The following is a 24,671-nucleotide window of genomic DNA, read 5'->3' as shown; positions in this document are numbered from 1 at the left end:
GTCCCTCGGACGAAGCCCCGCCGCCGACGCGGCCACTTCACCCACCCCTCTCAGACCGGAAGGCCCCATCAGTGAGTGATGAAGCAGCCATCCCAGCGCGAACGGCGAAAGGTGAGAGGTCCCTCTTCGCGCCGGACGTCGTGCGTGAAGCGGTGGCACGCGCGCTGGAGACGGCGCCGCACGAGCTGGACGACGACCGCGACCTCTTCGAACTCGGTCTCGACTCACTGATGTTGATGTCCCTGGTCGGCACGTGGCGGCGCGCGGGCAGTACGGTCACCTTCCAGGAGCTGACCCGCACCCCGACCCTCGATGCCTGGACGGCCCTGCTCGGGCGGGAGTATCCCGTCGAGGCACCCACCCGCCCCGCGCCGGCCGGTCCGGCCACCACGCTGCACGCGCCCACCGACGGGGAACCGGCGGAGTCCTTCCCGCTGGCGACGATGCAGCACGCCTACTGGATCGGACGCCAGGACGGCCAGCCCCTCGGCGGCGTCGCCGCGCACTTCTACGTCGAGCTCGACGGCCAGGAGGTCGACCCCGACCGGCTCGACACCGCCCTGCGCGCCCTCGTGCTCCGCCACGGCATGCTGAGGGCCGTCTTCGACGAGGAGGGTCGGCAGCGCTTCGGCCCGCCGGGAGCCCCCCTCGCCGTCCACGACCTGCGTGACCACGATCCGCGGGACGCTGAGACCGAGCTGGAGCTGCTGCGCGAACGCAACACCCACGCCCGCCCCGACATCACCTCCGGCGACGTCTTCCGCGCAGCCCTGTGCCTGCTCCCCGACGGGCGGACCCGGCTGCAGATCGACCTGGACATGATGGCCGGCGACGCCCTGAGCCTGCGCGTCCTCCTGTCCGATCTGCGCCGCCTCTACGACTGTCCCGACGACCAGCCCCGCGCACTCGGCCTCGACTACCGCGCGTACCTCGCGGAGCACGGCGCCCGGCGGACGGCGGAACGCGAGCAGCACGCGGCCTGGTGGCGCGAGCGCCTGCCGGAGCTGCCCCGCGCGCCGCGCCTGCCGACCACCGTCGACCCGCTGACCCCGGTCAGCGCCGGCGACACCACGCTCACCCACTCGCGCCGCCTGCACCACTGGCTGGGCCCCGCCGACAAGACGGCACTGATCAGCACCGCACGACGCCACGGCATCACCCCCGCCGCGGCCCTCGCCACCGCCTTCGCCGAGGTCATCGCCGCCTGGAGCGACAGCCGGCGTTTCCTGCTCAACCTCCCACTGTTCGACCGGGAGATGTTCACCCCGGACGTCGCCGGTTTGGTCGGGGACTTCAGCAGCTCGATCCTGCTCGACGCGGACATGAGCGCGTCCCTGCCGTTCGCCCGGCAGGCCCGCGGCCTTCAGGAACGCCTCCAGGAAAGCATCTCCCACGGCGCTTGCGGCGGCGTCGAGGTCCTGCGCGACCTCGCCCGCGCCGAGGGAGCCCCGGTGCTGGCCCCGGTCGTCTACACCAGCGCCATCGGACTGGGCGAGATCTTCGAGCAGGACGTCCAGAAGTCCTTCGGCCGCCCCTCCTGGATCATCTCCCAGGGCCCCCAGGTCTACCTGGACGCCCAGGTCACCGAACTCGACGGCGGCCTCCTCCTCAACTGGGACGTCAGGGACGGCGTGTTCGAGGCCACAGTGCCCGACGCCGCGTTCGACGCCTACCGCAGCCTCATCACCCGCCTGATCACGGACCCTGACGCCTGGGCCCGGCCGGTGGACGGCCTGCTCGCCCCCGACATCCTGCCGGGGCGCGCGGTGGCGGCGCTGCCGCCCACGCCCGTACCGGACCGCGCCCTGCACACCCGCTTCTTCCGGCTCGCCGAGACCGACCCGGGCCGCGTCGCGGTCGTCCGCACCGGCGGCGACACCCTCACCTACGGGGAAGTCGCCAGCACCGCCCGAAGGATCGCCGCGCTGCTGCGCGGCCACGGCGTGCGGGAGGGCGACACCGTCGCGCTGACGCTGCCCAAGGGCGCCGGCCAGATCACCGCCGTCCTCGGCATCCTGGCCGCGGGCGCCGCGTACGCCCCCGTCGGCGTCGAACAACCCGCCGTACGCCGCGAACGCATCCACTCCGTGGCCGGCGCCTCCGCCGTGCTCACCGACCGGGAGCACGCGCCGCTGTGCGAGGGGGTCGCCGCGGCACCGGTGCTGCTCCTGGAGGACGCCGGGACGCACGAGCCCGCCCCCGTCGTCCGGCCGGACCCCGCCCTGCCCGCCTACGTGCTGTTCACGTCCGGTTCCACCGGGCTGCCCAAGGGCGTCGAGGTGTCGCACCGCGCGGTCGTCAACACCGTCGAGGCGATGGAGGAGCAGCTCGGTCTCGGCCCCGCGGACCGCACCCTCGCGATCTCCGCGCTCGACTTCGACCTCGCCACCTGGGACATCTTCACCCCGCTGTCGGTCGGCGGCCAGGTGGTGGCCGTCGGGCAGGAGCACCGCCGCGACGCCCACCACTGGGCCCATCTGGTGCGCGCGCACGGCGTGACGCTGGTGCAGTGCGTGCCCGCCCTGCTGGACCTGCTGATGGCCGCCGGGGAGGACGACGGCCTCGGCGACTGTCTGCGCATGGTCCTGCTCGGCGGGGACTGGGTCGGCCTCGACCAGCCCCGCAGGCTGCGCGCCCTCGTGCCCGGCTGCCGCTTCGTGGCGCTCGGCGGCATGACGGAGGCCGCCGTCCACTCCACGGTGTTCGAGGTCGAGGAGACCGACCCCGCCTGGAAGTCCGTCCCCTACGGCGTTCCGCTGCGCAACATGCGGGCCCGGGTCGTGGACGGGCGGGGGCGCGACTGCCCGGACCTCGTCCCCGGCGAGCTGTGGATCGGCGGGCCCGGTGTGGCCAACGGCTACCGCGCGGACCCCGAGCGCACCGCCGAACGCTTCGTCGAGTACGACGGCGAACGCTGGTACCGCAGCGGCGACCTGGCCCGCTACCGGTCCGACGGCGTACTGGAGTTCCTCGGCCGCGCCGACCACCAGGTGAAGATCGGCGGTCACCGGATCGAACTCGGCGAGGTCGAGTCCGCCCTGGAGGACGACCCCGCCGTGCTGCACGCGGTCGCCTGCGTCCTCGACGCGCCCGTACGGCACCTCGCCGCCGCCGTGTCCGCCCCCGGCGAGGCACCCGATCCCGACCGGGTGCGCCTGCGGGCGGCGCAGCGGCTTCCCGCCTACATGGTCCCCGAACGCCTGCTCGTCCTGCGCGACCTGCCGCTGACCGCCAACGGCAAGCTGGACCGGGCGGCCGTGCGCCGGGCGCTGACCGAGGCGGCCGGGGACGACAGCCCCCGCACCTCGGCGCCGGTCGGACCGGTGGAGACCGCGGTGGCGGCGGAGTGGGCCGAGCTGCTCGACGTGTCCGAAGTGGGCCGGGAGAGCAGCTTCTTCCTGCTCGGCGGGGACTCGCTCGTCGCGACCCGGATGATCGGCCGGCTGCGTGCCGCCGGGTTCCCGGGTGCCCGCGTGGCCGACCTCTTCGCCCGCCCCGTGCTGCACCACTTCTGCGAGACGCTGCGCCCCCGGGCCGCCGCAGACGCACAGCCCGTACCGGCCGCCGCGTCGGTCCTCGTGCCCGACCCGGACCGCGCCCACGAGCCCTTCCCGCTCACGGACGTCCAGGCCGTCTACCACACCGGCCGCGACCCCCGTTTCACCCTCGGCGGCGTCGGCACCTGGCACTACACCGAGTTCGACGGCGCGGACGTCGACCTCGACCGGCTGGAGCGCGCCTGGAACACCCTCGTCCGGCGGCACGGCATGCTCCGCGCGGTCGTGGAGGACGGACACCAGCGCGTCCTGCCCGACGTACCGCCCCTGCGCATACCGGTGGCGGACGTCCCGGCCGGCGACGCCAACGAGGCGCTGGCCGGCCTGCGCGCCCGCCTGTCCCAGCAGGTGCGCGACCCCGCCCGGTGGCCCCTCTTCGCGGTCGAGGCGGTGCGCCACCACGACGGCGGCGCCGCACGCACCCGCATCGGCGTCGGCTTGGACTACCTGGTCCTCGACGCCCTCTCCATCACCACGCTCTACGCCGAACTGAACGCGCTCTACGCCGACCCCGCGCACGAACTGCCGCCCGTCGACGTGTCGTTTCGCGACTACCTCACCGGGCTCCCCACCGACCCGGAGCCGGCCGAGCGGGCCCGCGCCCACTGGCAGAAGCGGCTGTCTGAACTCCCGCCCCCACCGGCCCTGCCCTTCGACCGGGACCCGGCGACCCTCGACGCGCCCGTCTTCACCCGGCGCCGGCTGAGCCTGCCGGCCGAGGACTGGCGGGCCGTCAAGCGAGAGGCGGCCCGGCACGGCCTCACCCCGTCCACCGTCCTGCTGGCCCTGTACGCGGAGGTCCTGGAGGCATGGAGCGGGACGGACGCGCTGACCGTTACGCTCACCCTCTTCAACCGCCGCGATGTCCACCCCCACATCCACCGGGTGCTGGGCGACTTCACCTCGCTCTCGCTGGCCGGGCACCGGCGCGACGGCGCGTCCTGGCTGGCGGCGGCCGAGGCACTGCAACACCGCCAGGCGGAGGACCTGGACCACCTGAACGTCCCGATCGACTGGCTGCTGAGGGAGTTCGGCCGCCGGACGGGCACCGTGGACGCCGCCGCGCCCGTGGTGTTCACCAGCGCCATCGGTGTGGGTGACGCGACGCTGGCCGGACCGGGCACCGGCTTCCCCGCGAAGGTCTGGGGCATCTCGCAGTCCCCGCAGGTGTGCCTGGACAACCAGGTCACCGAGGAGTCCGGGAACCTGGTCGTCACCTGGGACGCCGTCGAGGAACTCTTCCCCGAGGGCGTGCTGGACGCGATGTTCGGCGCCTACGAACGGCTGCTGGGGTACGTCGTCGCCGGTGACTGGGACGCGCCGTTGCCCGACCTGCCGCCCGCCTCCCACCTCGAACGGCGGGCCGCCGCCGCACGGGAGACCGCCCGGGAACCGGTGGGCCCGCGCCCGCTGCACGCGGCGTTCTTCGCCCACGCGAAGGCCGCCCCCGACCGGACCGCCCTCGTCACCACCGCAGGGGAGGAGGTGACGTACGGGACCCTCGCCGACCGGGCGCTGCGCACGGCCGCCGCGCTCGGTGACGCCGGCGTGGCTCCGGGCGACCTGGTCGCGGTGACCCTGCCCAAGGGACCGGAGCAGATCGCCGCGGTCCTCGGTGTCCTCGCGGCCGGCGCCGCCTACGTACCGCTGAGCCGCAAACAGCCCGCCGCACGACTGGAGCGGGTGCGCGCCACCGCCGCCTTCCACGTTGTCGTGGGCGACTGGTCCGCTCCGGGGGGAACGGCGCTCCGCGCCCTGTCCGTCCCGGACACCCAGGGCCACGAGCCGCTGCCCGCACCGTCGCAAACGTCTCCCGAAGCGCTCGCCTACACCATCTTCACCTCCGGTTCCACCGGTGAGCCCAAGGGGGTGCAGATCACCCACGCCGCCGCCTGGAACACGATCGCGGACATCAACGCCCGGCACGGCATCGGCGCGGACGACCGGGTCTTCGCCCTGTCGGCACTGGACTTCGACCTGTCCGTGTACGACGTCTTCGGGCTGCTCGGCGCGGGCGGCTCCCTCCTGCTGCCCACCGAGGACCAGCGTCGTGAACCGGCCCGCTGGCCGGGCCTGCTCGACCGGTACGGGGTGACCGTCTGGAACACCGTCCCGGCCCTGCTCGACCTGCTCCTCGACGCCGACGAGCAGGAGGCGCCGGAGGGCGGGCGCCTCGCGGGGCTGCGGACCGCACTGGTCTCCGGCGACTGGATCGGCCTCGACCTGCCCGGCCGCCTGCGGGAACGCACCGCGCGGCCCTGCGTCTTCGTCGCCATGGGCGGTGCGACCGAGGCCGCCATCTGGTCCAACACGCTCACCGTCGAGGAACTGGACCCCCGGTGGGTCTCCATCCCCTACGGACGTCCCCTGATCGGTCAGCACTACCGGGTGGTCGACCGGGACGGACGGGACTGCCCCGACTGGACGCCCGGCGAACTGTGGATCGGCGGAGCGGGACTGGCCCGCGGCTACCTGGCCGACCCGGCCCGCACCGCCGAGAAGTTCGTCGAACAGGACGGGCGGCGCTGGTACCGGACCGGTGACCTGGGCCGGTTCCGGGGAGACGGCCTGCTGGAGTTCCTGGGCCGCCTCGACAGCCAGTTGAAGATCGCCGGCCACCGCATCGAGGCCGGCGAGATCGAGGCCGCGCTGGAGTCCCACCCGGCCGTCGCCCGAGCCGCCGTCGTGGCGGTAGGGAAGCGTACCGCGAAGCGCCTGGCCGCCTTCGCCGTACCGCACGAGCCGACGCACGCGGGGCCCGTCGGCGCCGTCGAGCACGGCACACCCGCGGCGGACCCCGGCCTCACCGAGAGCCTCTTCGCCCTGCTGGCCGAGCGAGTGCCCGTCTACGCGGTCCCCTCCCGCATCCAGCTGCTGCCGGTCCTGCCGCTCACCGCGAACGGCAAGGTCGACCGGACGGCCCTGGCCGCTCTGGCGGGACCGGAGACGGCGCCGGCCGTGGCCGAACCGCCGCACGGCGAGACCGAGACGGCCCTCGCCGACCTGTGGAGCGAGCACCTGCCGCACTGGACGCCCGACCGCAATGCCAACTTCTTCACCGCGGGCGGCGACAGCCTCACCGCCCTGCGCCTGCTCACCGCGATCGAGCGCCGCCTCGGGGCCACCGTGCCCGCCCGGCGCTTCTTCGCCGCACCGAACCTCGCCGCGCTCGCCGCGGACATCACTCGAACGCTCGCGGCCCACGGGACCGCCTACGAGACCGGAGAGCTGTGAACATCGCTGAACTGCTGGCCCGTTACGCCGACGAAGGCGTGGTGCTCTGGGCCCAGGACGGACAACTGCGTTTCCGCGCCCCCCAGGGCCGCCTCACCGACGAACACCGGGCCGAACTGCGGACCCACAAGGAAGCCATCCTGCGTCACCTGGAGGCGGAGGAACCGACGCTGCGGGCCGACCCGGACAACCGCCACGCGCCCTTCCCGCTGACGGACATCCAGGCCGCCTACCTGATCGGCCGCACCGACGCCTACGCCTACGGCGGTGTCGGCTGCCACGCCTACGTCGAACTGGAATACCCCGACCTCGACGTGGACCACGTCACCGCGTCGTGGCGGGAGCTGGTCCGGCGGCACGACATGCTCCGCGCCGTCGTCCACCACGACGGCTACCAGCAGGTCCTGGCCGACGTACCCTCCCTCGTCGTCGGGGCCGACGACCTGACCGCTCTCGCGCCGGCCGCCGCCGAGGCGGAGGTGGAGCGCACCCGTGCGCGGCTGTCCGCACGTGAGGCGCCCACCGACCGGTGGCCGCTCTTCGAGACGCACGTGAGCCGGACCGCGGAGCGGGCCGTGCTCCACCTCTCCATCGACATGCTGGTCGTCGACCACGCCAGTCTGCGCATCCTCCTCGCGGAGTTCCAGCGGAGCTACGGCGGTGAACCCCTCTCCGAAGCACCCCGGATCGCCTTCCGCGACTACGTCCTGGCCCGCCGCGCCCTCGCCGACTCCGACGCGCACGCCCGCGACCGCGCCTACTGGACCGAACGGCTCGACACCCTGCCGCCCGCACCCGAACTGCCGCTCGCCGAAGCCTGGGAGGCGGGCGTCGGCGACCCGGGAGAGACAGCCCGCACCGCGGCTCCCGCGGACGCGGTGACCTTCCGCAGGCTGGAGGTCCCGCTGCCCGCGGCCGACCGGGACCGCCTCACCGAGCGGGCCGCGCGGCGCGGACTGACCCTCTCCACGGCGCTGCTCACCGCGTACGCCGAGACGGTCGGCCGCTGGTCGCGCACCAGCCGGTTCACACTCAACGTGCCCACGGTGGACCGGCCCGACCTGCACGAGGACATCGGCCGCCTCGTCGGCGACTTCACCTCGCTCGAACTGCTCGCCGTGGACCTGGACCACCCGGCCACCTTCACAGAGCGGACGCGTTCCGTGGGGGCGCGGCTCCTGGAAGACCTCGCGCATCCCCTGTTCACCGGCTCCGAGGTGCTCGCCGAGCTGTCCCGCAGGGCCGGCGCCCCGGTGCTGATGCCGGTCGTCTTCACCAGCGCCCTCGGCACCGGCGCCACCTCCGAGGGCGTGCCCCCCGAGGTGACGTACGCCGTGACCCGGACCCCGCAGGTATGGCTCGACTGCCAGGTCATGCACCGCGGCGACACGCTGAGCCTGTCCTGGGACATCCGCGAGGGCGCCCTAGCCCAAGGGGTGGCCGACGCCATGTTCGAGGCGTACACGGCACTCGTACGGGCCCTGTCGGCCGAGGGCGAGGCCGGCGACGCCGCCTGGGACGCACCGGCCGGCATCCCGCTTCCCGAGGTACAGGCGGTGCGCCGCAACGCGGTCAACGCGACCGAGGGTCCCCTGCCGGACGCCCTCCTGCACGAACCCGTACTCGCCCAGGCCCAGGCCACACCGGACGCCATCGCGGTCCGCACCCCCGAGCTGGCCCTCACCTACCGGCAGCTCGTGGTCCGGGCGAGCGCTCTCGCCGAGACGCTGACCGCGTCCGGGCTGCGCCGCGGGGAACCCGTGGCGATCTGGGCGGACAAGGGCTGGGAGCAGGTCGTCGCCGTCTTCGGCACGCTCATGGCGGGCGGCGCCTATCTGCCCGTCGACACGGCCCAGCCACCGGCCCGCCGGGACACGATCATCGCGGACGCGGGCGTCCGCACGGTCCTCACCCAGTCCTGGCTCGCCGAGATCGACGACCTCCCGGCGGACGTCACGGCACTCGCCGTCGACCTGCTCCCCGAGGATGCCGCGGCCGCATCCGGTGCGCACGGAGCGCGGCGCGACCCGGACGACCTCGCGTACATCATCTACACCTCGGGCTCCACCGGCACGCCCAAGGGCGTGATGATCAGCCACCGAGCCGCCCTCAACACGATCGAGGACATCAACCGCCGCTTCACCGTCACCGAGCGTGATCGCGTCCTCGGCATCGCGGGACTTGGCTTCGACCTCTCCGTCTACGACCTGTTCGGACCGCTGGCCGTCGGCGCCACCCTCGTCCTGCCCCACGCAGACCGGCGCGGCGACCCCTCCCACTGGGCCGAACTGGTCCGCGACTTCGGCGTCACGGTGTGGAACTCCGTACCCGGCCAGCTGCACATGCTGTGCGACTGGCTGCGCTCCGAGCCCCCCGCGGACGACGCCTCGCTGCGTCTCGCACTGATATCCGGCGACTGGATACCGGTAGCCCTGCCGGACCAGGCCCGTGAACTCCTCCCCGGGCTGCGGATCATCTCCCTCGGCGGAGCGACCGAAGGATCGATCTGGTCCATCGCCCATCCCATCGGCGAGGTGGACACCGCACGCCCGAGCATCCCGTACGGCACGCCATTGACCAACCAGACGTTCGCCGTGCTCGACCGGCACCTGCGTCCACGGCCCGAATGGGTCCCGGGCGAGCTGTACATCTGCGGCGCCGGTGTCGCCCTGGGCTACTTCGGCGACGAGGGCCGCACCGCGGAGCGGTTCCTCACCGACCCCGCCACCGGCGAGCGGCTCTACCGCACCGGTGATCTCGGGCGGTACCTCCCCGACGGCACCATCGAGTTCCTGGGCCGGGAAGACGCCCAGATCAAGATCCGCGGCTACCGGGTCGAACTGGCCGAGGTCGAGGCCGCCGTGCAGGCCCACCCCCGGGTCGCGGCGGGCGCCGTCATCGTCGACGACTCCGCGGCCGGAGGCCGACGCCTCGCCGCGTACGTGGAGACGGCCCGCAAGGACGGCACGGCGGACGATGACGCCGACCGCGCCGGAACCCCGGCGACGCGGACACAGGCGCGCGCGGCCGCGGCCGACGCCGTACGAGAGGCCTCCGCGGCCGTCGACGCCGCACGGCTCACGGAGTTCCTGGCCGTCCTCGACGACGTGGCCCTCGCGGAGATGACCCGTGTCCTCGACGCCTGCGGAGCGTTCGCGGACGGCGCGTCGCGCACGGCCGAGGAGGTGGGCACGGCGCTGCGCGCCACGCCCCGCCACCGGCACATCGTGCGGCGATGGCTGCGCGCCCTGGCCGCACGCGACCGCCTCACCCACCGGGACTCCGACGACACCTACACCGGTCTGGTCACCGTCCCGGAAAGCGAAGCGGAACACGGCTGGCGGCGGGCCGCGGAGCTGGAACACGAGGTCGGCTGGAGCACGGAACTGCTCACCGTCATGCGTACCTGCGCCGAGCGGCTGCCCGAGCTGGTCTCCGGGGGGACGGGCATCCAGGAGCTGCTCTTCCCCGGCGCGGCCACCGAGGCCGCGGACGCCGCCTACCGCGACAACCTCGCCATCCGGCACCTCAACCACGCGGTGGTCGCCGCGCTGCGCGAGATCGCCGCGGGCCACACCGGTGAGGAGCGGCTGCGCGTCCTGGAGGTGGGCGGCGGCGTCGGCGGCACCACGGGTGAACTGGTGCCCGTCCTCGCCGAGTACGGCGTCGACTACCTGTTCACGGACGCCTCCGCGTTCTTCCTCAACGAGGCCCGCGAGCGCTTCGCCGACCACGCCTGGGTCCGCTACCAGCGCTTCGACGTCGATGAGGACCCGCGCGCCCAGCATCTGCTGTCCAACACCTTTGACGTGGTGCTCTGCGCCAACACCCTGCACGCCGCCGCCGACGCGGACGCGGCCGTGGGCCGGCTGCGGGAACTGCTGGTGCCGGGCGGGCAGCTCGTGTTCGTGGAGAACACCCGCGACGAGAACCTGCCCCTGCTGGTCTCCATGGAGTTCCTCGAGGTCGCGGGACGGACGTGGACCGACGTGCGCGAACACACCGGGCAGTCCTTCCTCACTCACGCGCAGTGGCGCGAACTCCTCGACACGCACGGTGCGTCCGAGGTCACCACGTTGCCCGATGCCCGGGAGGCGCTGGCCCTGACCGGCCAGGAGGTCTTCTTCGCCACGCTGAAGGACGACCGCCACCACGTCCCGGTGGGCGAGCTGGCCCGCACGGCGGCGACCCGGCTCCCGGAGTACATGCTCCCCTCGGTGTGGCAGGTCGTCGATTCCCTGCCCCGCACGGCCAACGGAAAGACCGACCGTGCCCGTCTGCGGAGCTGGCTGCCCCGCGAGAGCGGCCCGGCCGTCGTGGACGAGAAGCCCATGGACGACCTGGAGAACGGCCTCGCCGAGCTGTGGTCGGAACTCCTCGCGGTCGAGAGCGTCACCCGCAACGACGACTTCTTCGACCTCGGCGGCGACTCGCTCCTCGTCGCCCGCATGGTGGGGCGGCTGCGTGAACGCGTACCGCAGGCCGCGGACCTGGAGTGGGAGGTGGTGCTGCGCCACATGCTGCGCCGCCCGACGGTCGCCGGGCTCGTCGCGTTCCTGCGCGGGCTCGCGGGCACCGACGACGCCCCGGCCGTCGGCGCCGTGCGCACGGACCCGGTGATCCACCTGCACGGAGCCCGCTCCGACGACGAGCCGACCACCGTCCTGGTCCACGCCGGAACCGCGACAATCATGCCGTACCGCGCGCTGATCACCGAAATCCGCCGTCGCTCACCGGGTCTCGCCGAGGTCGTGGGCGTGGAGGTCCCGGACCTGAACGGCTTCCTCAACGTCCCGCCGGAGGGGCTCATCGAGCAGATGGCGGCCGACTACGCCCGCGCCCTGACCGCCGACGGCCGCAGCCGCTTCCACGTCGTCGGCTACTGCCTGGGCGGCCTGATCGCCACCGAGGTGGCCCGCAACCTCGCCGAGTCCGGGGCGGTGGTGGAGAGCCTCACCGTCATCAGCAGCCACAGCCCTCGCTTCCGGCTCGACGATGAGCTGCTCGCCGAGTACTCCTTCGCCGTCATGATGGGCATCGACCCGGCCGACCTCGGCTTCCCGGACGACCAGTACCGGGTGGCCGCGGCGGCCGACGCGGTCCTGGCCACCAGCCCCGGCGTCCTGCCGGACGGCGGACTCGCCGCGCTGCCTGAGGAGTTCGCGGACGTCGCGGGACGCTTCCGGGAGCTGGCCGGCATCCCCCGCGCCACCCGTATCGCGCGGATGTGCGAGGCGGTGCCCGCGTCGGCCGGAACCTACGAACCCGACCACATGACACGGCTCTTCCTCGCCTTCCGGCAGAGCGTCTTCGCCATCACCCGCTACGACGCCGAGCCCTACGCCGGTGACATCACCTTCCTGCGCCACGACGGCGCGTACCCCTTCCCGGGCAGCAAGGACGCCGTCACCACTTACTGGGAGGAACTCACCCTGGGCGACCTGGACATCGTCGACATCGGCGGCGACCACTACAGCTGCCTGTCCGTCGAGCACGCGCCCGGCATCCTCAAGACCCTCGCCGAGCTGGCCCAGGGAGCGATCACCCGATGAGCAAGCCCGTGATCGGGGTCCTGGGCGCCTCCGGTGCGGTCGGCCGGGCCGCCGTGCGCGAACTGCGCGCCCTCGGCCACAGCGGCCTGCGGCTGGGCGGCCGGACCGCGTCCGCCCTGTGCGAGGTCGCCGAGGAGAATCCCGGCGGCCACGACGAGACGGTCTGGGCCGACGCCACCGCACCGGACGGCCTGCGCGCCTTCACCGAGGGCTGCGACATCGTCCTCAACTGCGTCGGCCCCACCTACCGGCTCCGCGCCACCGTGGCGTTCGCGGCACTCGACGCCGGCGCGCACTGCGTCGACGTGGCCGGCGACGACCCGGCCGCCGAAGACCTCCTCGCCGGAGGCGACCCGGCCCGCGAGGGCCGCACCGTCGTCCTGTCGGCGGGAGCGCTGCCCGGTCTCTCCAGCCTCCTGCCGCGCTGGCTGGCCGGGCAGGGCCTGGACGGCGTCACCGCGCTGACCGCGTACTGCGGAGGCATGGAGCCCTGTTCCCCGACGGTGGCGCACGACTTGATGCTCTCCCTCAGCTCGGGCGGCGCGGACGGCGCGGCCTACGGCGAGGCCCTGGCGGCCGTCCGCGGCGGCCGCCGCGTGCCGCGCGCCCTGCGCACCGACGAGGACACCGTGCACCCGGCGTTCCCCGGCCGGGTCGCCGTACAGCCTTACCTCAGCGGCGAGAGCGAACGCCTCGCCGGCGACCTGGGCGTCGACCGGCTCGACTGGTACAACGTCCACCCCGGCCCCGCCGTACGAGCCCTCCTCAACCTCCTGCCCGGCCGCCTCGCGGCCGGAGAGGACCCCGACCGCCTGGCGGAGCGGCTGATCCTCGCCGCCGACCTCGACCTGGCCGGGCGCAAGCCCTACTACGTCATGGACTTCGCGCTGTCGGGCACCGCGTCGGGGACGCCCGCGACCGCCGGAGCGACCCTGCGCACGGCCAGCAGCTACCGGCTCACCGCCGCCATGGGAGCCCTGGCGGTGGACGCGGTACTGCGGGGCGGGGTCCCGGCGGGCGTCCACTTCGCCTGCGCCGTGTTGGACCCCGGCACCGTGGTGCGGCACCTGCGCTCCCACGGGGCCGCCGACCTCCGGCTCACCGGGACGGCCGTCGGCGCCGAGCTGGAGGAGGAGGGGGTCCTGTGAGCGCCTCGGCACCACTGCGCGTGCTGGTCTGCGGCACCAACTTCGGCCGCTTCTACGCCGAGGCCGTGCGCCGGCGCCCGGGGTACACCCTGGCCGGCATCCTGAGCCGGGGATCGCAAGCCTCCAGGGAGTACGCCGACAGCCTGGGCGTCCCCTTCCACACGGACGCCGGCGACCTCCCCGACGACGTCGACGCGGCCTGCGTGGCGGTGAGTTCGTCCATCTCGGGCGGCCAGGGAACCGACCTGGCCCGGGCGCTCATGGACCGGGGCATCCACGTGCTCCAGGAACACCCCGTGCACCTGACCGAGTTGACGGACAACCTCAAGCACGCCCGCCGCCGAGGGGTGCAGTACCGGCTCAACACCCACTACCCGCACGTCGCCCCGATCCGCTCCTTCATCGAGGCGGCCCGGCGGCTCGTCGCACGGCAGCGACCGCTCTTCCTGGACGCCGCCACCCCGATCCACCTGATGCACCCCCTGGTGGACATCCTCGGACAGGCCATGGGCACCCTGCGCCCCTGGCGCTTCGCGGACCCGGCACCGTTGCCCACCGACATCGGCCCCCAGCCGTTCCGCTCCCTGCACGGCGTGTTCGCCGGCGCACCCCTCACCCTGCGGGTGCACCACCAGCTCGACCCGTCCGACCGGGACAACCACGCCCTGCACTGGCACCGGATCGCCCTCGGCACGGAGGGCGGTGTCCTCACCCTGGCCGACACCCACGGGCCCGTCCTGTGGAGCCCCCGGCTGCACATCGGGCGGGACGCCGACCGGCGCTTCGTCCTGGACGGCCCCGGCACCGGCCGCCTGGGACTCGGGAGCACGGCGGTGGTCGGGAGCACCGGCTCCTTCCGCACCGTCTTCTCCGACCTGTGGCCGGAAGCGATCGGCAGCGCGCTCGACGCCCTGCGCGACGCGGTCATGCAGGGCGGAGACGCTCTGCGCGCGGGCCAGTACGACCTGGCCGTGTGCCGCATCTGGACCGACCTCGCGGCCCGGCTGGGGCCTCCCGAGATCGTCCGGCCGGCCACGCCGCGCCCCCTCGCGGTGAGCGACGTCTTCCCCGCGCAGGAGTGGTCCTGGCACCTCCGCCCCGAGCCGGCCCCGCCTCTTGGCGCCCGGGCCGTGACGGGTGGCGGCTCCGCCGGGGTGCCGGCCCGGCCCGCACCCGAAACGGCGTCGGCCAGGCCGCCGGACGCCGCCGCGTACTCCCCGTCGGCCGAGTTCTTCGACCTCGTCGCCGCCGTGCACACCGCGACCGCGAGCGCCCCGGCGGTGGCCGCGCTCCTCGCCAACGCCGACCTCGGCACCGGGCCGGTGGTGGACATCGGCGCCGGCACCGGTCTCCTGACCGAGGCGGTTGCCCGGGCCCGGCCGGACGCGGAGATCATCGCCTGCGAACCGTCGGTCGGCATGCGCGCCGTGCTCACCAGCCGGGTGTTCAGCGACGAGGACCTGCGGACCCGGGTGACCGTCACGGCGGACGCCGCTCCTGATCTCGATCTTCCCGACCGGATCAGCGTCGTCCTGCTCTGCGGAGTCCTCGGCCACCTCGACGCCGAGGGGCGGGCGAGGCTGTGGCGGCGGGTGACCCGGCGGCTGGCGCCCGGCGGGCTCGTGATCGTCGAACTCATGCAGTTCGAGGAGCCGACGACCCTGCCCGAGACCCGGCTCGCCACCGCGACCGCCGGACGCCACCGCTACGAGTGGTCGTTCGGCGGCGCACCGGACGAGGCTGAGGACGGCGTGATGCGCCTGCACTCCACCTGGCGGGTCTACCGGGACGGCGCCCCGCAGGCGGAGCGCGAGGTCCACGCCTCCTACCGCTGGGAGCCCTTCGGGCTGAAGGACGTTGTCGCCGAGTCCGGCATGAGCGCACGCACCCTGCCCACCAGACCCGGAGCACCCCCGTTGGCCGTGCTCACCCCGGCCCCGGACACGTCCGACCCGGCCGCCGGACCGCATGTGCCGCGTGCGCGGACCGCGCCCGACGGTCCCGGCACTCCGGGCGCCCCGGCATCCCCGCGCACCACCCCTCTCCTCTCCTCCTCCACCGACGGCTAGGACCCTCCATGACAAGCCCCGAGACCCCGACGGCGCCCCGGACCCCCGGCGAACCTCGCACGGACACCGCGACCCCGCCCCGGGACTTCCCCATCCAGCGCGGCTGCCCCTTCGCGGCGCCCGCGGAGTACGACGCGCTGCGCACCCACGAGCCGGTCGCCCGCGTCACCCTGCCGACCAAGCGCGAAGCGTGGGTGCTCACCCGCTACGACGACGTACGCGAACTGCTCTCCGACCCCCGCGTCAGCGCCGACATCCGCCGCCCCGATTTCCCGGCTCTCGGAGAGGGCGAGCAGGAGGCCGGGGCCAGGTTCCGCCCCTTCATCCGCACCGACGCCCCCGAGCACACCAAGTACCGGCGCATGCTCCTGCCGGTGTTCACCGTGCGCCGGGTGCGTGCCATGCGCCCGGCCGTCCAGGCCCGCGTCGACGAGATCCTGGACGACATGCTCGCCGCCGACGGCCCGGTGGACTTCGTCTCCGCGTACGCCAACGCCGTCTCCACCTCGGTGATCTGCGAACTGCTCGGCATTCCGCGGGAGAACCTTGAGTTCTTCCGGGACGTCACCCGCGTCTCCGGCTCCCGCCACAGCACCGCCGAGCAGGTCTCCGAGGCCCTCGGTGGCCTCTTCGGCCTGCTCGCCGAGGTGATCGGCAGGCGACGGGAGGAGCCCCGCGACGACCTGATCTCCAAGCTCGTCATCGAGCACCTCGTCCCCGGCCATGTGACCATGGACCAGCTCCTGTCGACCCTCGGCATCACGATCAACGCCGGCCGCGAGACCACCACCAGCATGATCGCCCTGAGCGCGCTGCTCCTGCTGGAGCGGCCGGAGCTGATGGAGGAACTGCGCCGGGACCCCTCCCTGATGCCGGCCGCAGTCGACGAACTCCTGCGGGTCCTGTCCGTCGCCGACTCCATACCCCTGCGAGTGGCCGCCGAGGACATCGAGCTGTCCGGCCGGACGATCCCCGCCGACGACGGCGTCATCGCCCTGCTGGCCGGGGCCAACCACGATCCCGAGCAGTTCGACGAGCCGGAGACGGTCGACTTCTACCGCACCGACAACCACCACGTCGCGTTCGGCTACGGCGTCCACCAGTGCGTCGGGCAGCACCTGGCCCGGCTGGAACTGGAGGTCGCCCTGGAGACGCTCATCCGCCGCGTCCCCACGCTCCGCCTCGCGGGGAACCGGGAGGACGTCGTGGTCAAGCACGACTCCGCCACCTTCGGTCTCGAAGAGCTGAGGGTCGCCTGGTGACCGCCCCTTTCCCGTCGAACGCGTCCTTCCAGCCCTCGGCCCGGCCCGCGGCCCAACCCTCCGCCCGCGCCGCCCGTGCCGACAGCCCGTGGCTCAGGCGGTGGAGCGGCGGCGTCGCACCCCGTTTCACGCTGATCTGCCTGCCGCACGCGGGCGGCAGCGCGGGCTTCTACCGGACCTGGGCGGCGCTGACGCCCCCCGAGGTCGAACTCGTGGCCATCCAGTACCCCGGTCGCGAGGACCGCTTCGAGGACCCGGCGGCGGCCGACATGGCCGAGCTGGTGGGGGCGGTGGCGGACGCCGTCGAACCGCTCCTAGACCGGCCGTACGCCCTCTTCGGACACAGCATGGGCTCCGCCGTGGCCTGGGAACTCGCCCACGAGCTGGACCGCCGCGGCCTCCCGGGCCCGCGCCGCCTGTTCGCGTCCGGGCGGGCCGCCCCCGGTACGGCCGTCACCGGGCAGCTCCACCGCCAGAACGACGACATCCTGGGCGCCGAACTGGCCCGGCTGGGCGGTACCAGCCAGGAGATCCTGGACGATCCCGGGCTGCGGTCCCTAATCCTCACGGCCGTACGCCACGACTACCGCATCATCGAGACGTACCGGCCACCCGACCGGGAGCCGCTGACCTGCCCCCTGCACGTCCTGACCGGCAGCACGGACCCGGAGCTCGGCGAGGAACGCAGCCGCGAAGGGGCGGGTGGCTGGGCGGACCTCACCACCGCCCGCACCGAGGTACGCGTCTTCCCCGGCGACCACTTCTACCTCACCCCCCGACGCCGTGAGGTCGTGTCCACCGTCCTGCGCAGGCTGGACCCGTCGCTGACCACCGGCGGCGCGCACACCTGGCCGAGCACCCCATGAGCCGCCGCCCCGAGCCCGCCCGCCCGGCCACCGCAGCCCGGAGAGCACCGTGATCGACTACTACTCGACCTCGGCCGAGTTCTACGAACTGGTCGCCACCCGGCACACCGCCAGCAGCGGCCCCCCGCTGACCCGCGTCCTCACCGGACTCGATGTGTCCCACGGTCCCGTCCTGGAGATCGGCGCGGGCACCGGTCGCGTCACCGAGGTCATCGCCGCCGCCCTGCCGGACGCGGAGATCCTCGCCGCCGAGCCGTCCGCCACCATGCGCGCCATGCTGACCTCCCGGGTCGCCCGCGACCCGGATCTGCGCCGGCGCGTCACCGTCGTGGACGGGGCCGCCCAGGATCTCGACCTGCCCGAACGGCTCTCCGCCGTCGTCATCTTCGGCGTGGCCGGTCATCTCACTGTCCCCGAACGCGTGGCGCTGTGGAAGCGGCTGGCGGACCGCCTGCCGGACGGGGCGCCCATCGTCGTGGAACTGATGGGGGTCTCCTCACCCCGCGTCATCCCCCCGGTCATGTCCCTGAGGGAGACCATCGGCCGCCAGACGTACGAGTGGTGGATCGGCGGCGAACCCACCGAGGGCGACGCCATGCGGTTCACCACCACCTGGAAGGTCCTGCGCGACGGCCGCACCGTCCGCGAGGTCGCCGACAGCTACGACTGGCACACCTTCGACGTCGCCGCGCTGGCCCGCGAGGCCGGCATGACCAGCCGCCGCATCACCGAAGCGGGCGGCAGGCCCATCCCCGAAATCGGAGTACTCGTCAAGTGAAATCACGACCGCCCGAGGCCGGCCCGGCCCCGGCAGCCCCGGACACCGCGGCCGACCGCGCGGGCACCCCCGACAACCCGCCACGGCCACTGCGCACGCTGGCCGCGCCCGTCCGCGGACGACTGGCCCTCGCCGTCGGTCTCCAGGCCGCCACCGCCCTCGCCGGAGTGGTGCCGTTCATCGCCGTCTCCCGCATCGCCGAGCGCCTCACCACGGGTTCCCCGGCCGACGGTGACGCGCTCTGGCCGCTGGTGGCGCTGGCCTGCTCGGCCGGCCTCGTCGCCCTCGTGTGCGGCACGGCGGCCGGCGCCCTCGCCCACATCGCCGACAACGACCTTCAGCTCACCCTCCGCCGCCGGCTCGCCCGGCACATCGGACGGCTGCCGCTCGGCAGGCTCACCGAACGAGGCACCGGCGAGGTCAAGCAGGCCGTACAGGACGACGTGAGCGCGCTGCACACCCTCTTCGCCCACACCCTCCTCGACGTCATCTCGGTGCTCACCGCCCCGGTACTCATCCTGATCTACCTGCTCACCGTCGACTGGCGCCTGGCCCTGGTCAGCGTCGTGCCCCTGGTCCTGGGCGTGTTCCTGTTCAGCCGGGCCATGGCCGGGGCCGCGGCCCAGATGGCCGAGTTCGGTGCCGCGCTGGGCCGGATCTCCGCCGCCGCCGTGGAGTTCGCGTCCGGCATCGCCGTCTTCAAGAGCTTCGGACGCGGAGGCAAAGCCCACGAGCGCTTCGTCCGCGCCACCGAGGGCTTCGCCGACTTCTTCTCCGGCTGGGTCCGGTCCACCCTGCTCACCTCCACCGCCGCGATCCTGGTGGTCGCACCGGCCGTGGTCCTGCTGCTCCTGACCGGGCTGGGCGCGGTCTTCGTCACGCAGGACTGGATGACCGGCGCCGAACTCGTCCCCTTCCTCCTGCTCGGCCCCGCCGTCGCCGCCCCCATGGGCGTCGTGGGCCCCCGCATCCAGCAGATCCGGGCCGGCCAGGCCGCCGCCGTGCGCATCACCGAACTGCTGGACGCGCCCACCCTGCCCGAGCCGACGACCCCCGTCCTCCCCGAGGGCCACCACGTCTCCCTGCGGGGGGTGTCCTTCTCCTACGACGGGAACACCGACGCCCTCAGCGGCGTCGATCTCGACCTCGCGCCCGGCACGGTCACCGCGCTGGTCGGCCCTTCCGGCTCGGGCAAGTCCACCCTGGCGTCGCTGCTGCCCCGCTTCCACGACGCCACCGCCGGCACCGTGACCCTCGGCGGCGCCGACCTGCGGGACATCCCCGCCACCGAGCTGTACCGACGGGTCGGCTTCGTCCTCCAGGACGTACGGCTGCTGCGGGCGAGCGTCGCCGACAACATCCGCCTGGGCCGCCCCGACGCCTCCCACGAGGAGGTCCAGCGGTGCGCCCGCGCCGCCCGCATCCACGACCGCATCATGGCCCTGCCCGACGGCTACGCCACCGAACTCGGCACCGCCGTCACCTTCTCCGGCGGAGAGGCGCAACGCCTGTCCATCGCACGGGCGCTGCTCGCCGACGCGCCCGTGCTCGTGCTCGACGAGGCGACCGCCTACGCCGACCCGCACTCCGAGGCACTGATCCAGGACGGCCTGTCCGCCCTCGCGGCCGGCCGCACCCTCCTCGTCATCGCCCACCGGCTGTCGACCATCCGCTCCGCCGACCGCATCGTCGTGCTGGAGGACGGACGCGTCACCGAACAGGGCCGCCACGACGACCTGCTCGCCGCCGGCGGCCGCTACGCCGCGCTGTGGGAGGCCCAGCGGACCGCGGGCCCGGACGAGACCGACGGCGTACCGCACCACCGGTCCGCCCCCGTGGGGGCCGACCGCGCGGCGGACGACATCCGAGAGGGAAGTGCACGATGATCCGTCAGCTCTACCGCGTCCTCGGGCCGGAAGGCTCCCGCCCACTGAACCGGCTGGTGATCCTCCAGTCCGGCGCGGCCGTCCTCCAGGGCGTCGCCTTCACCCTCCTCGTGCCCGTCCTCAAAGCCCTGCTCGGCACGGACCCCGACGACGTCTGGCCCTGGCTGGCCGCGTTCACCGGCTGCGTCCTCGTCTACGCGGCGCTCCAGGGCGCGGCCGTCAGCGGCGGTTTCAGGGTCGGTTCCCAGCTCTCCCGGGTGCTCCACCGCCGTATGGCGGACCAGGCCCTGCGTCTGCCGCTGGGCTGGTTCACCGCCGGCCGCACGGCCGAGTTCAGCAGGCTCGCCGGACAGAACGTCATCCAGGTGATGAGCACACCGGCCCACCTGCTCCGCCCGTTCATCACCTCTGTGCTCACCCCGGTGACGCTGGTCGTCGCGACCTTCTTCTTCGACGTACGCACCGCCCTGGTGCTCCTGGCCTGCGTGCCGGTGCTGTTCGCCGTGCAGCAGGCGAGCACCGCGCTGATGCGCCGGCTCGACCTCGGCCGCGACGCCGCGATCGGCGAGTCCGCCGACCGGGTCTTGGAATACACGCGCAACCAGCCGGTCCTGCGGGCGTTCGGCCGGACCGCGGAGGGCTACGGGGCGCTGGACGACGCCCTGGTGGCCGAGGCGCGCGCCGACCGCCGGCTCATCGTCCGCGGCCTGCCCGGCCTGGTCTCCTTCACCTTCGCGACCCGGCTCGTCTTCGCCCTGCTGCTCGCACTCGGGGTGTCCTGGCAGCTCGACGGGTCGCTCAGCGTCCCCACCCTCCTGGCGCTCCTGGTGCTGCTCGTCCGCCTCATCGACAGCGTGGCGTCCGCCGCCGAGGCCGGCGCGGGCATGCGCATCGCCCGCAACACCCTGGAACGGCTCGGCGCCGTCCTCGACGAGTCGCCCTTCCCCCAGCCGGCCGAACCGAAGACACCCCGCGACGCGAGCGTGGAGTTCTCCGGCGTCGGCTTCCGCTACGACACCGGGGCGGCCGACGGAGCTTCCGCCCGCCCGGTCTTGAACGACGTGACTTTCCGACTTCCCGAACGCAGCATGACCGCCCTGGTGGGGCCCTCCGGCGCGGGCAAGACCACGGTCGCCACGCTGATCGCCCGCTTCCGGGACGCCACGGAAGGCACCGTCCGCATCGGCGGCGTCGACGTCCGCGAGATCGCCGCCGTCGACCTGGCGGCATACGTCTCCCTCGTCTTCCAGGACGTCTACCTGTTCGACGGCACCATCGAGGAGAACGTCAGGATCGCCGCCCCGGACGCCGGGCCCGAGGAACTGGCCGAGGCCGCGGCCCTGTCCGGACTCGACCGGGTGATCGAGGAACTGCCCGACGGCTGGGACACCAAGGTGGGGGAGGGAGGCGCGCGGCTGTCCGGCGGACAGCGCCAGCGCGTGTCCATCGCCCGCGCCCTGCTCAAGGACGCCCCCGTCCTCGTCCTCGACGAGGCCACCGCCGCACTCGACCAGGAGAACGAGGCGCTGTTCGCCGAAGCCGTGCGCACCCTGGCCGAACGCAAGACGCTGCTGGTCATCGCCCACCGGCTGAGCACCGTCGTCCACGCGGACCAGATCCTCGTCCTGGAGGACGGGGAGATCACCGAACGCGGCACGCACGACGAGCTGGTCACGGCGGGCGGCACCTACGCCTCCTTCTGGGAGCGCCGGAGCCGGGCCCACGGCTGGCGACTGGAGGCGGCGCGCTCGTGACCTCGCACCCGGCACCCGAGATCCACCGGCCTCAGCGGCAGCGGCACAAGGAAGGCACGACACGATGAGCAACGGCTCCCGGAACACCTGGTACTCGTGGGCGGGTTCCGTCCCGCCGCTCGCATCCGCGAGCACCCTGGAAGCCGGCCACGACGCCGCGGCCACGGCGACGCGCCTCGCCCGGGCCGGCCTCGCCGACCAGTACATGGTGTACGAGGCGGAAGGCGGCGTCTGGCACTTCGCGGCCGGCTCCGCCGTCAGCCTCACCGCGCACGCCACCGGCATCACCGCGCGGGCGAGGGGACGGACGTGGGCCTCGCGTACCGACGGCAGGCCCCTGACGGCGTTCGCCGCCGCGCTGGACGCCCTGTCCGAGGCGCACGGCGCGCACGCCGGTGGCCGCCGCTTCTACGGCTGGGCGGCCTTCGAACTGGCCCATCTCCTGCACGCGGACCCCGCGGCCGCCGGTGACGGACCGCTGCTGCACGCCCTGATCCCCTCCGTCGAGGTGACCCTCACGGGGAAGGAGACCGTGGTCCGCGCGGTGGACGAGGTGTGGCTCCGCAAGGTCGCCGACCTGCTCGCCGAACCGGCCCCCCGACAGCCGTCGTCGGAGGGGACGCCGCCGGAGGGGATGACCCCGGGGGGAGCCGAGCACATCATCGCCGCCGGCACCGCCGCCTACGGGAGCGCGGTGGCCCGGACGGTCGAGGACATCCGCGCCGGCCTCCTGGAGAAGGCCGTGGTCTCCCGGAAGGTCCCGCTGCCCGCCGGGCCGGCCGTGGACTTCCCCGCGACCTATCTCGCGGGCCGCCGGTCCAACACCCCGGCCCGCTCCTACCTGCTGGACCTCGGCGGCTACCGGGCGGCCGGGTTCAGCCCGGAGACCGTCCTGGAGGTCGCGGAGAACGGCCGCGTCAGCACCCAGCCGCTCGCGGGCACCCGCGCGTACGGCCCCGACCAGGCGGAGAACGAGCGCCGGCGCGCGGAACTGATCAGCGACCCCAAGGAAATACACGAGCACGCCGTCTCCGTACGCCTGGCCTGGGAGGAGATGGCGGCGGTGTGCCGTACCGGCTCCGTCGCGGTCGAGGAGTTCATGACGGTCCGGCCACGCGGTTCGGTGCAGCACCTCGCCTCGCGGGTGAGGGGCCGGCTTCGGAAGGACGGCGGACCGTGGGACGCCTTCGCCTCCCTCTTCCCCGCGATCACTGCCACCGGAGTCTCCAAACCCGCCGCCCTCCAGGCCCTGGCCCGCCATGAGGAAGGGCCCCGCGGCCTCTACGGTGGCGCGGTCTTCCGCGGCAGCACCGCAGGCACTCTCGACGCCGCCCTCGTCCTGCGCACCCTCATCGGAGAGGGCGAGGAGACATGGCTGCGCGCGGGCGCGGGAGTCACCGCCCAGTCTCTTCCCGAACGGGAAATCGAGGAGACCTGCGAAAAGCTCCGCAGCGTCGCCCCGCACCTGCGGTTCTCAGCAGATTGACAGCGCACGGGTTCCCAGGCTTCCCTTCCGGCCCCGGAGGCGGTTGGAGGGCGTTCCGTGGTCCGCCACCGAGGCGGCCGGCGCGAAGTACCGCGGGGAGTTCGAGGAGCGGCTCAAGGCCGTGCTCACCGAGGTCACCTCCGCCCAGGGGCGGATCCTGCTGTTCGTCGACGAGCTGCACACCGTGGTCGGGGCCGGGGCCGCCGAGGGGGCCATGGACGCCGGGAAGGCGCACGGCGATGTCTTCAACACCCTGCTCCAGGTCCTGGACGACGGCCGGATCACCGACGCCCAGGGGCGGCTGGTGGACTTCCGCAACACCGTGATCATCATGACCTCCAACATCGGCTCGGTGCACCTGCTCGACGGCGTCACCTCCCAGGGCGAGCTCAAGCCGGACGCCCGGGGCCTGGTGCTGAGCGAGCTGCGCGGCCACTTCCGCCCCGAGTTCCTCAACCGGGTCGATGACATCGTGCTCTTCAAGCCGCTCGCCGAGGCCCAGATCGAACGGATCGTGGAGCTGCGGTTCGACGAGCTGCGCAAGCGCCTGGCCGAACGCCTGATCGCCGTCGAGCTGACCCCGGCCGGACGTCAGATCATCGCCCACAAGGGCTACGACCCGGTCTACGGCGCCCGCCCACTGCGCCGCTACATCTCCCACGAGGTCGAGACCCGCATCGGACGCGCCCTGCTGCGCGGCGACGTCGAGGAAGGCACCACCATCAAGGTCGACGGCCGGCACGGCGAACTGGCGGTCACCTACGAACGCCACCCGGAGATCGCCGGACTCGGGAAGGCCGCGTGAGCGCGATGCCGCACCGGACCGTACCGCCAAGCCGTCGGCCGCACCCCCCGGACCGCGCCGCGGCTCGAGGTGCGGGCCGTTCCGTCCCTGCTCATCCTGGAAACGAGAAAGGGTGACATCCATGGCCATCGAGCCCGATCCGCATCTGTCGATGGTGCGCCAGGTCTCCCCGCGCAGCCCTGAGGGGTGTGAGGAGTGCCTGCGGCTGGGGTCCCCCTGGGTCCATCTGCGGCTCTGCCTGACCTGCGGGCACGTGGGGTGCTGCGACTCCTCG

Annotated in this window: 12 protein-coding genes; all 12 read left to right on the top strand. The window is 73.6% G+C overall.

Annotation, left to right across the window (positions count from 1 at the left end):
- Window positions 1-140 precede the first annotated feature (140 nt).
- Window positions 141-6,791 carry a non-ribosomal peptide synthetase gene (locus JK364_RS50950; RefSeq protein WP_201858315.1) on the top strand — a complete coding sequence of 2,217 codons (6,651 nt, stop codon included), beginning with the start codon at window positions 141-143 and terminating at the stop codon, window positions 6,789-6,791.
- Window positions 6,788-12,343, top strand: coding sequence for a non-ribosomal peptide synthetase (locus JK364_RS50945; protein ID WP_201858314.1), 5,556 nt, complete (start codon window positions 6,788-6,790; stop codon window positions 12,341-12,343). The genes JK364_RS50950 and JK364_RS50945 overlap by 4 nt, the downstream gene beginning before the upstream one ends.
- On the top strand, window positions 12,340-13,491 hold the full coding sequence (locus JK364_RS50940) for a saccharopine dehydrogenase NADP-binding domain-containing protein (RefSeq protein ID WP_201858313.1): 1,152 nt from the start codon (window positions 12,340-12,342) through the stop codon (window positions 13,489-13,491). Before JK364_RS50945 ends, JK364_RS50940 begins: the two co-directional genes overlap by 4 nt.
- The gene (locus tag JK364_RS50935) at window positions 13,488-15,560 is read left to right on the top strand and encodes a Gfo/Idh/MocA family oxidoreductase (protein ID WP_201858312.1); all 2,073 of its coding nucleotides are present in this window, start codon (window positions 13,488-13,490) and stop codon (window positions 15,558-15,560) included. The genes JK364_RS50940 and JK364_RS50935 overlap by 4 nt, the downstream gene beginning before the upstream one ends.
- A gap of 8 nt (window positions 15,561-15,568) precedes the next feature.
- Entirely contained in the window at window positions 15,569-16,822 is a 1,254-nt protein-coding gene (locus JK364_RS50930) for a cytochrome P450 (protein ID WP_201858311.1), read from the top strand.
- Window positions 16,819-17,688: a thioesterase II family protein gene (locus JK364_RS50925; RefSeq protein WP_201858310.1), complete on the top strand. Its 870-nt coding sequence runs from the start codon at window positions 16,819-16,821 to the stop codon at window positions 17,686-17,688. Before JK364_RS50930 ends, JK364_RS50925 begins: the two co-directional genes overlap by 4 nt.
- 49 nt (window positions 17,689-17,737) lie before the next feature.
- Complete coding sequence (locus JK364_RS50920) at window positions 17,738-18,466, top strand: class I SAM-dependent methyltransferase (protein ID WP_201858309.1); 729 nt, start codon at window positions 17,738-17,740, stop codon at window positions 18,464-18,466.
- Window positions 18,463-20,352, top strand: coding sequence for an ABC transporter ATP-binding protein (locus tag JK364_RS50915; protein ID WP_201858308.1), 1,890 nt, complete (start codon window positions 18,463-18,465; stop codon window positions 20,350-20,352). The genes JK364_RS50920 and JK364_RS50915 overlap by 4 nt, the downstream gene beginning before the upstream one ends.
- Window positions 20,349-22,106 carry an ABC transporter ATP-binding protein gene (locus JK364_RS50910; RefSeq protein ID WP_201858307.1) on the top strand — a complete coding sequence of 586 codons (1,758 nt, stop codon included), beginning with the start codon at window positions 20,349-20,351 and terminating at the stop codon, window positions 22,104-22,106. The genes JK364_RS50915 and JK364_RS50910 overlap by 4 nt, the downstream gene beginning before the upstream one ends.
- Before the next feature lie 64 nt (window positions 22,107-22,170).
- A complete protein-coding gene (locus JK364_RS50905; protein WP_201858306.1) occupies window positions 22,171-23,592 on the top strand; it encodes a salicylate synthase in 1,422 nt (473 codons plus the stop codon).
- Between the two features lie 43 nt (window positions 23,593-23,635).
- The gene (locus JK364_RS50900; protein WP_230993814.1) at window positions 23,636-24,397 is read left to right on the top strand and encodes a ClpB D2-like domain containing protein; all 762 of its coding nucleotides are present in this window, start codon (window positions 23,636-23,638) and stop codon (window positions 24,395-24,397) included.
- Window positions 24,398-24,518: 121 nt separating this feature from the next.
- Window positions 24,519-24,671, top strand: a 153-nt coding sequence (locus tag JK364_RS58615; RefSeq protein WP_504942995.1) for a ubiquitin carboxyl-terminal hydrolase family protein, incomplete at its 3' end; no start/stop codon positions are given.

This window comes from Streptomyces endocoffeicus (assembly GCF_016741935.1).
Taxonomy (GTDB): Bacteria; Actinomycetota; Actinomycetes; order Streptomycetales; family Streptomycetaceae; genus Streptomyces; species Streptomyces endocoffeicus.
This window is presented reverse-complemented; position numbering and strand designations above follow the sequence as displayed.

Excerpts from the sequence above, each read along its gene's own strand:
- JK364_RS50940 (WP_201858313.1), top strand. The coding sequence starts at position 12,340 with ATGAGCAAGCCCGTGATCGGGGTCCTGGGCGCCTCCGGTGCGGTCGGC.
- JK364_RS50930 (WP_201858311.1), top strand. The coding sequence starts at position 15,569 with ATGACAAGCCCCGAGACCCCGACGGCGCCCCGGACCCCCGGCGAACCT.
- JK364_RS50910 (WP_201858307.1), top strand. The coding sequence starts at position 20,349 with ATGATCCGTCAGCTCTACCGCGTCCTCGGGCCGGAAGGCTCCCGCCCA.
- JK364_RS50905 (WP_201858306.1), top strand. The coding sequence starts at position 22,171 with ATGAGCAACGGCTCCCGGAACACCTGGTACTCGTGGGCGGGTTCCGTC.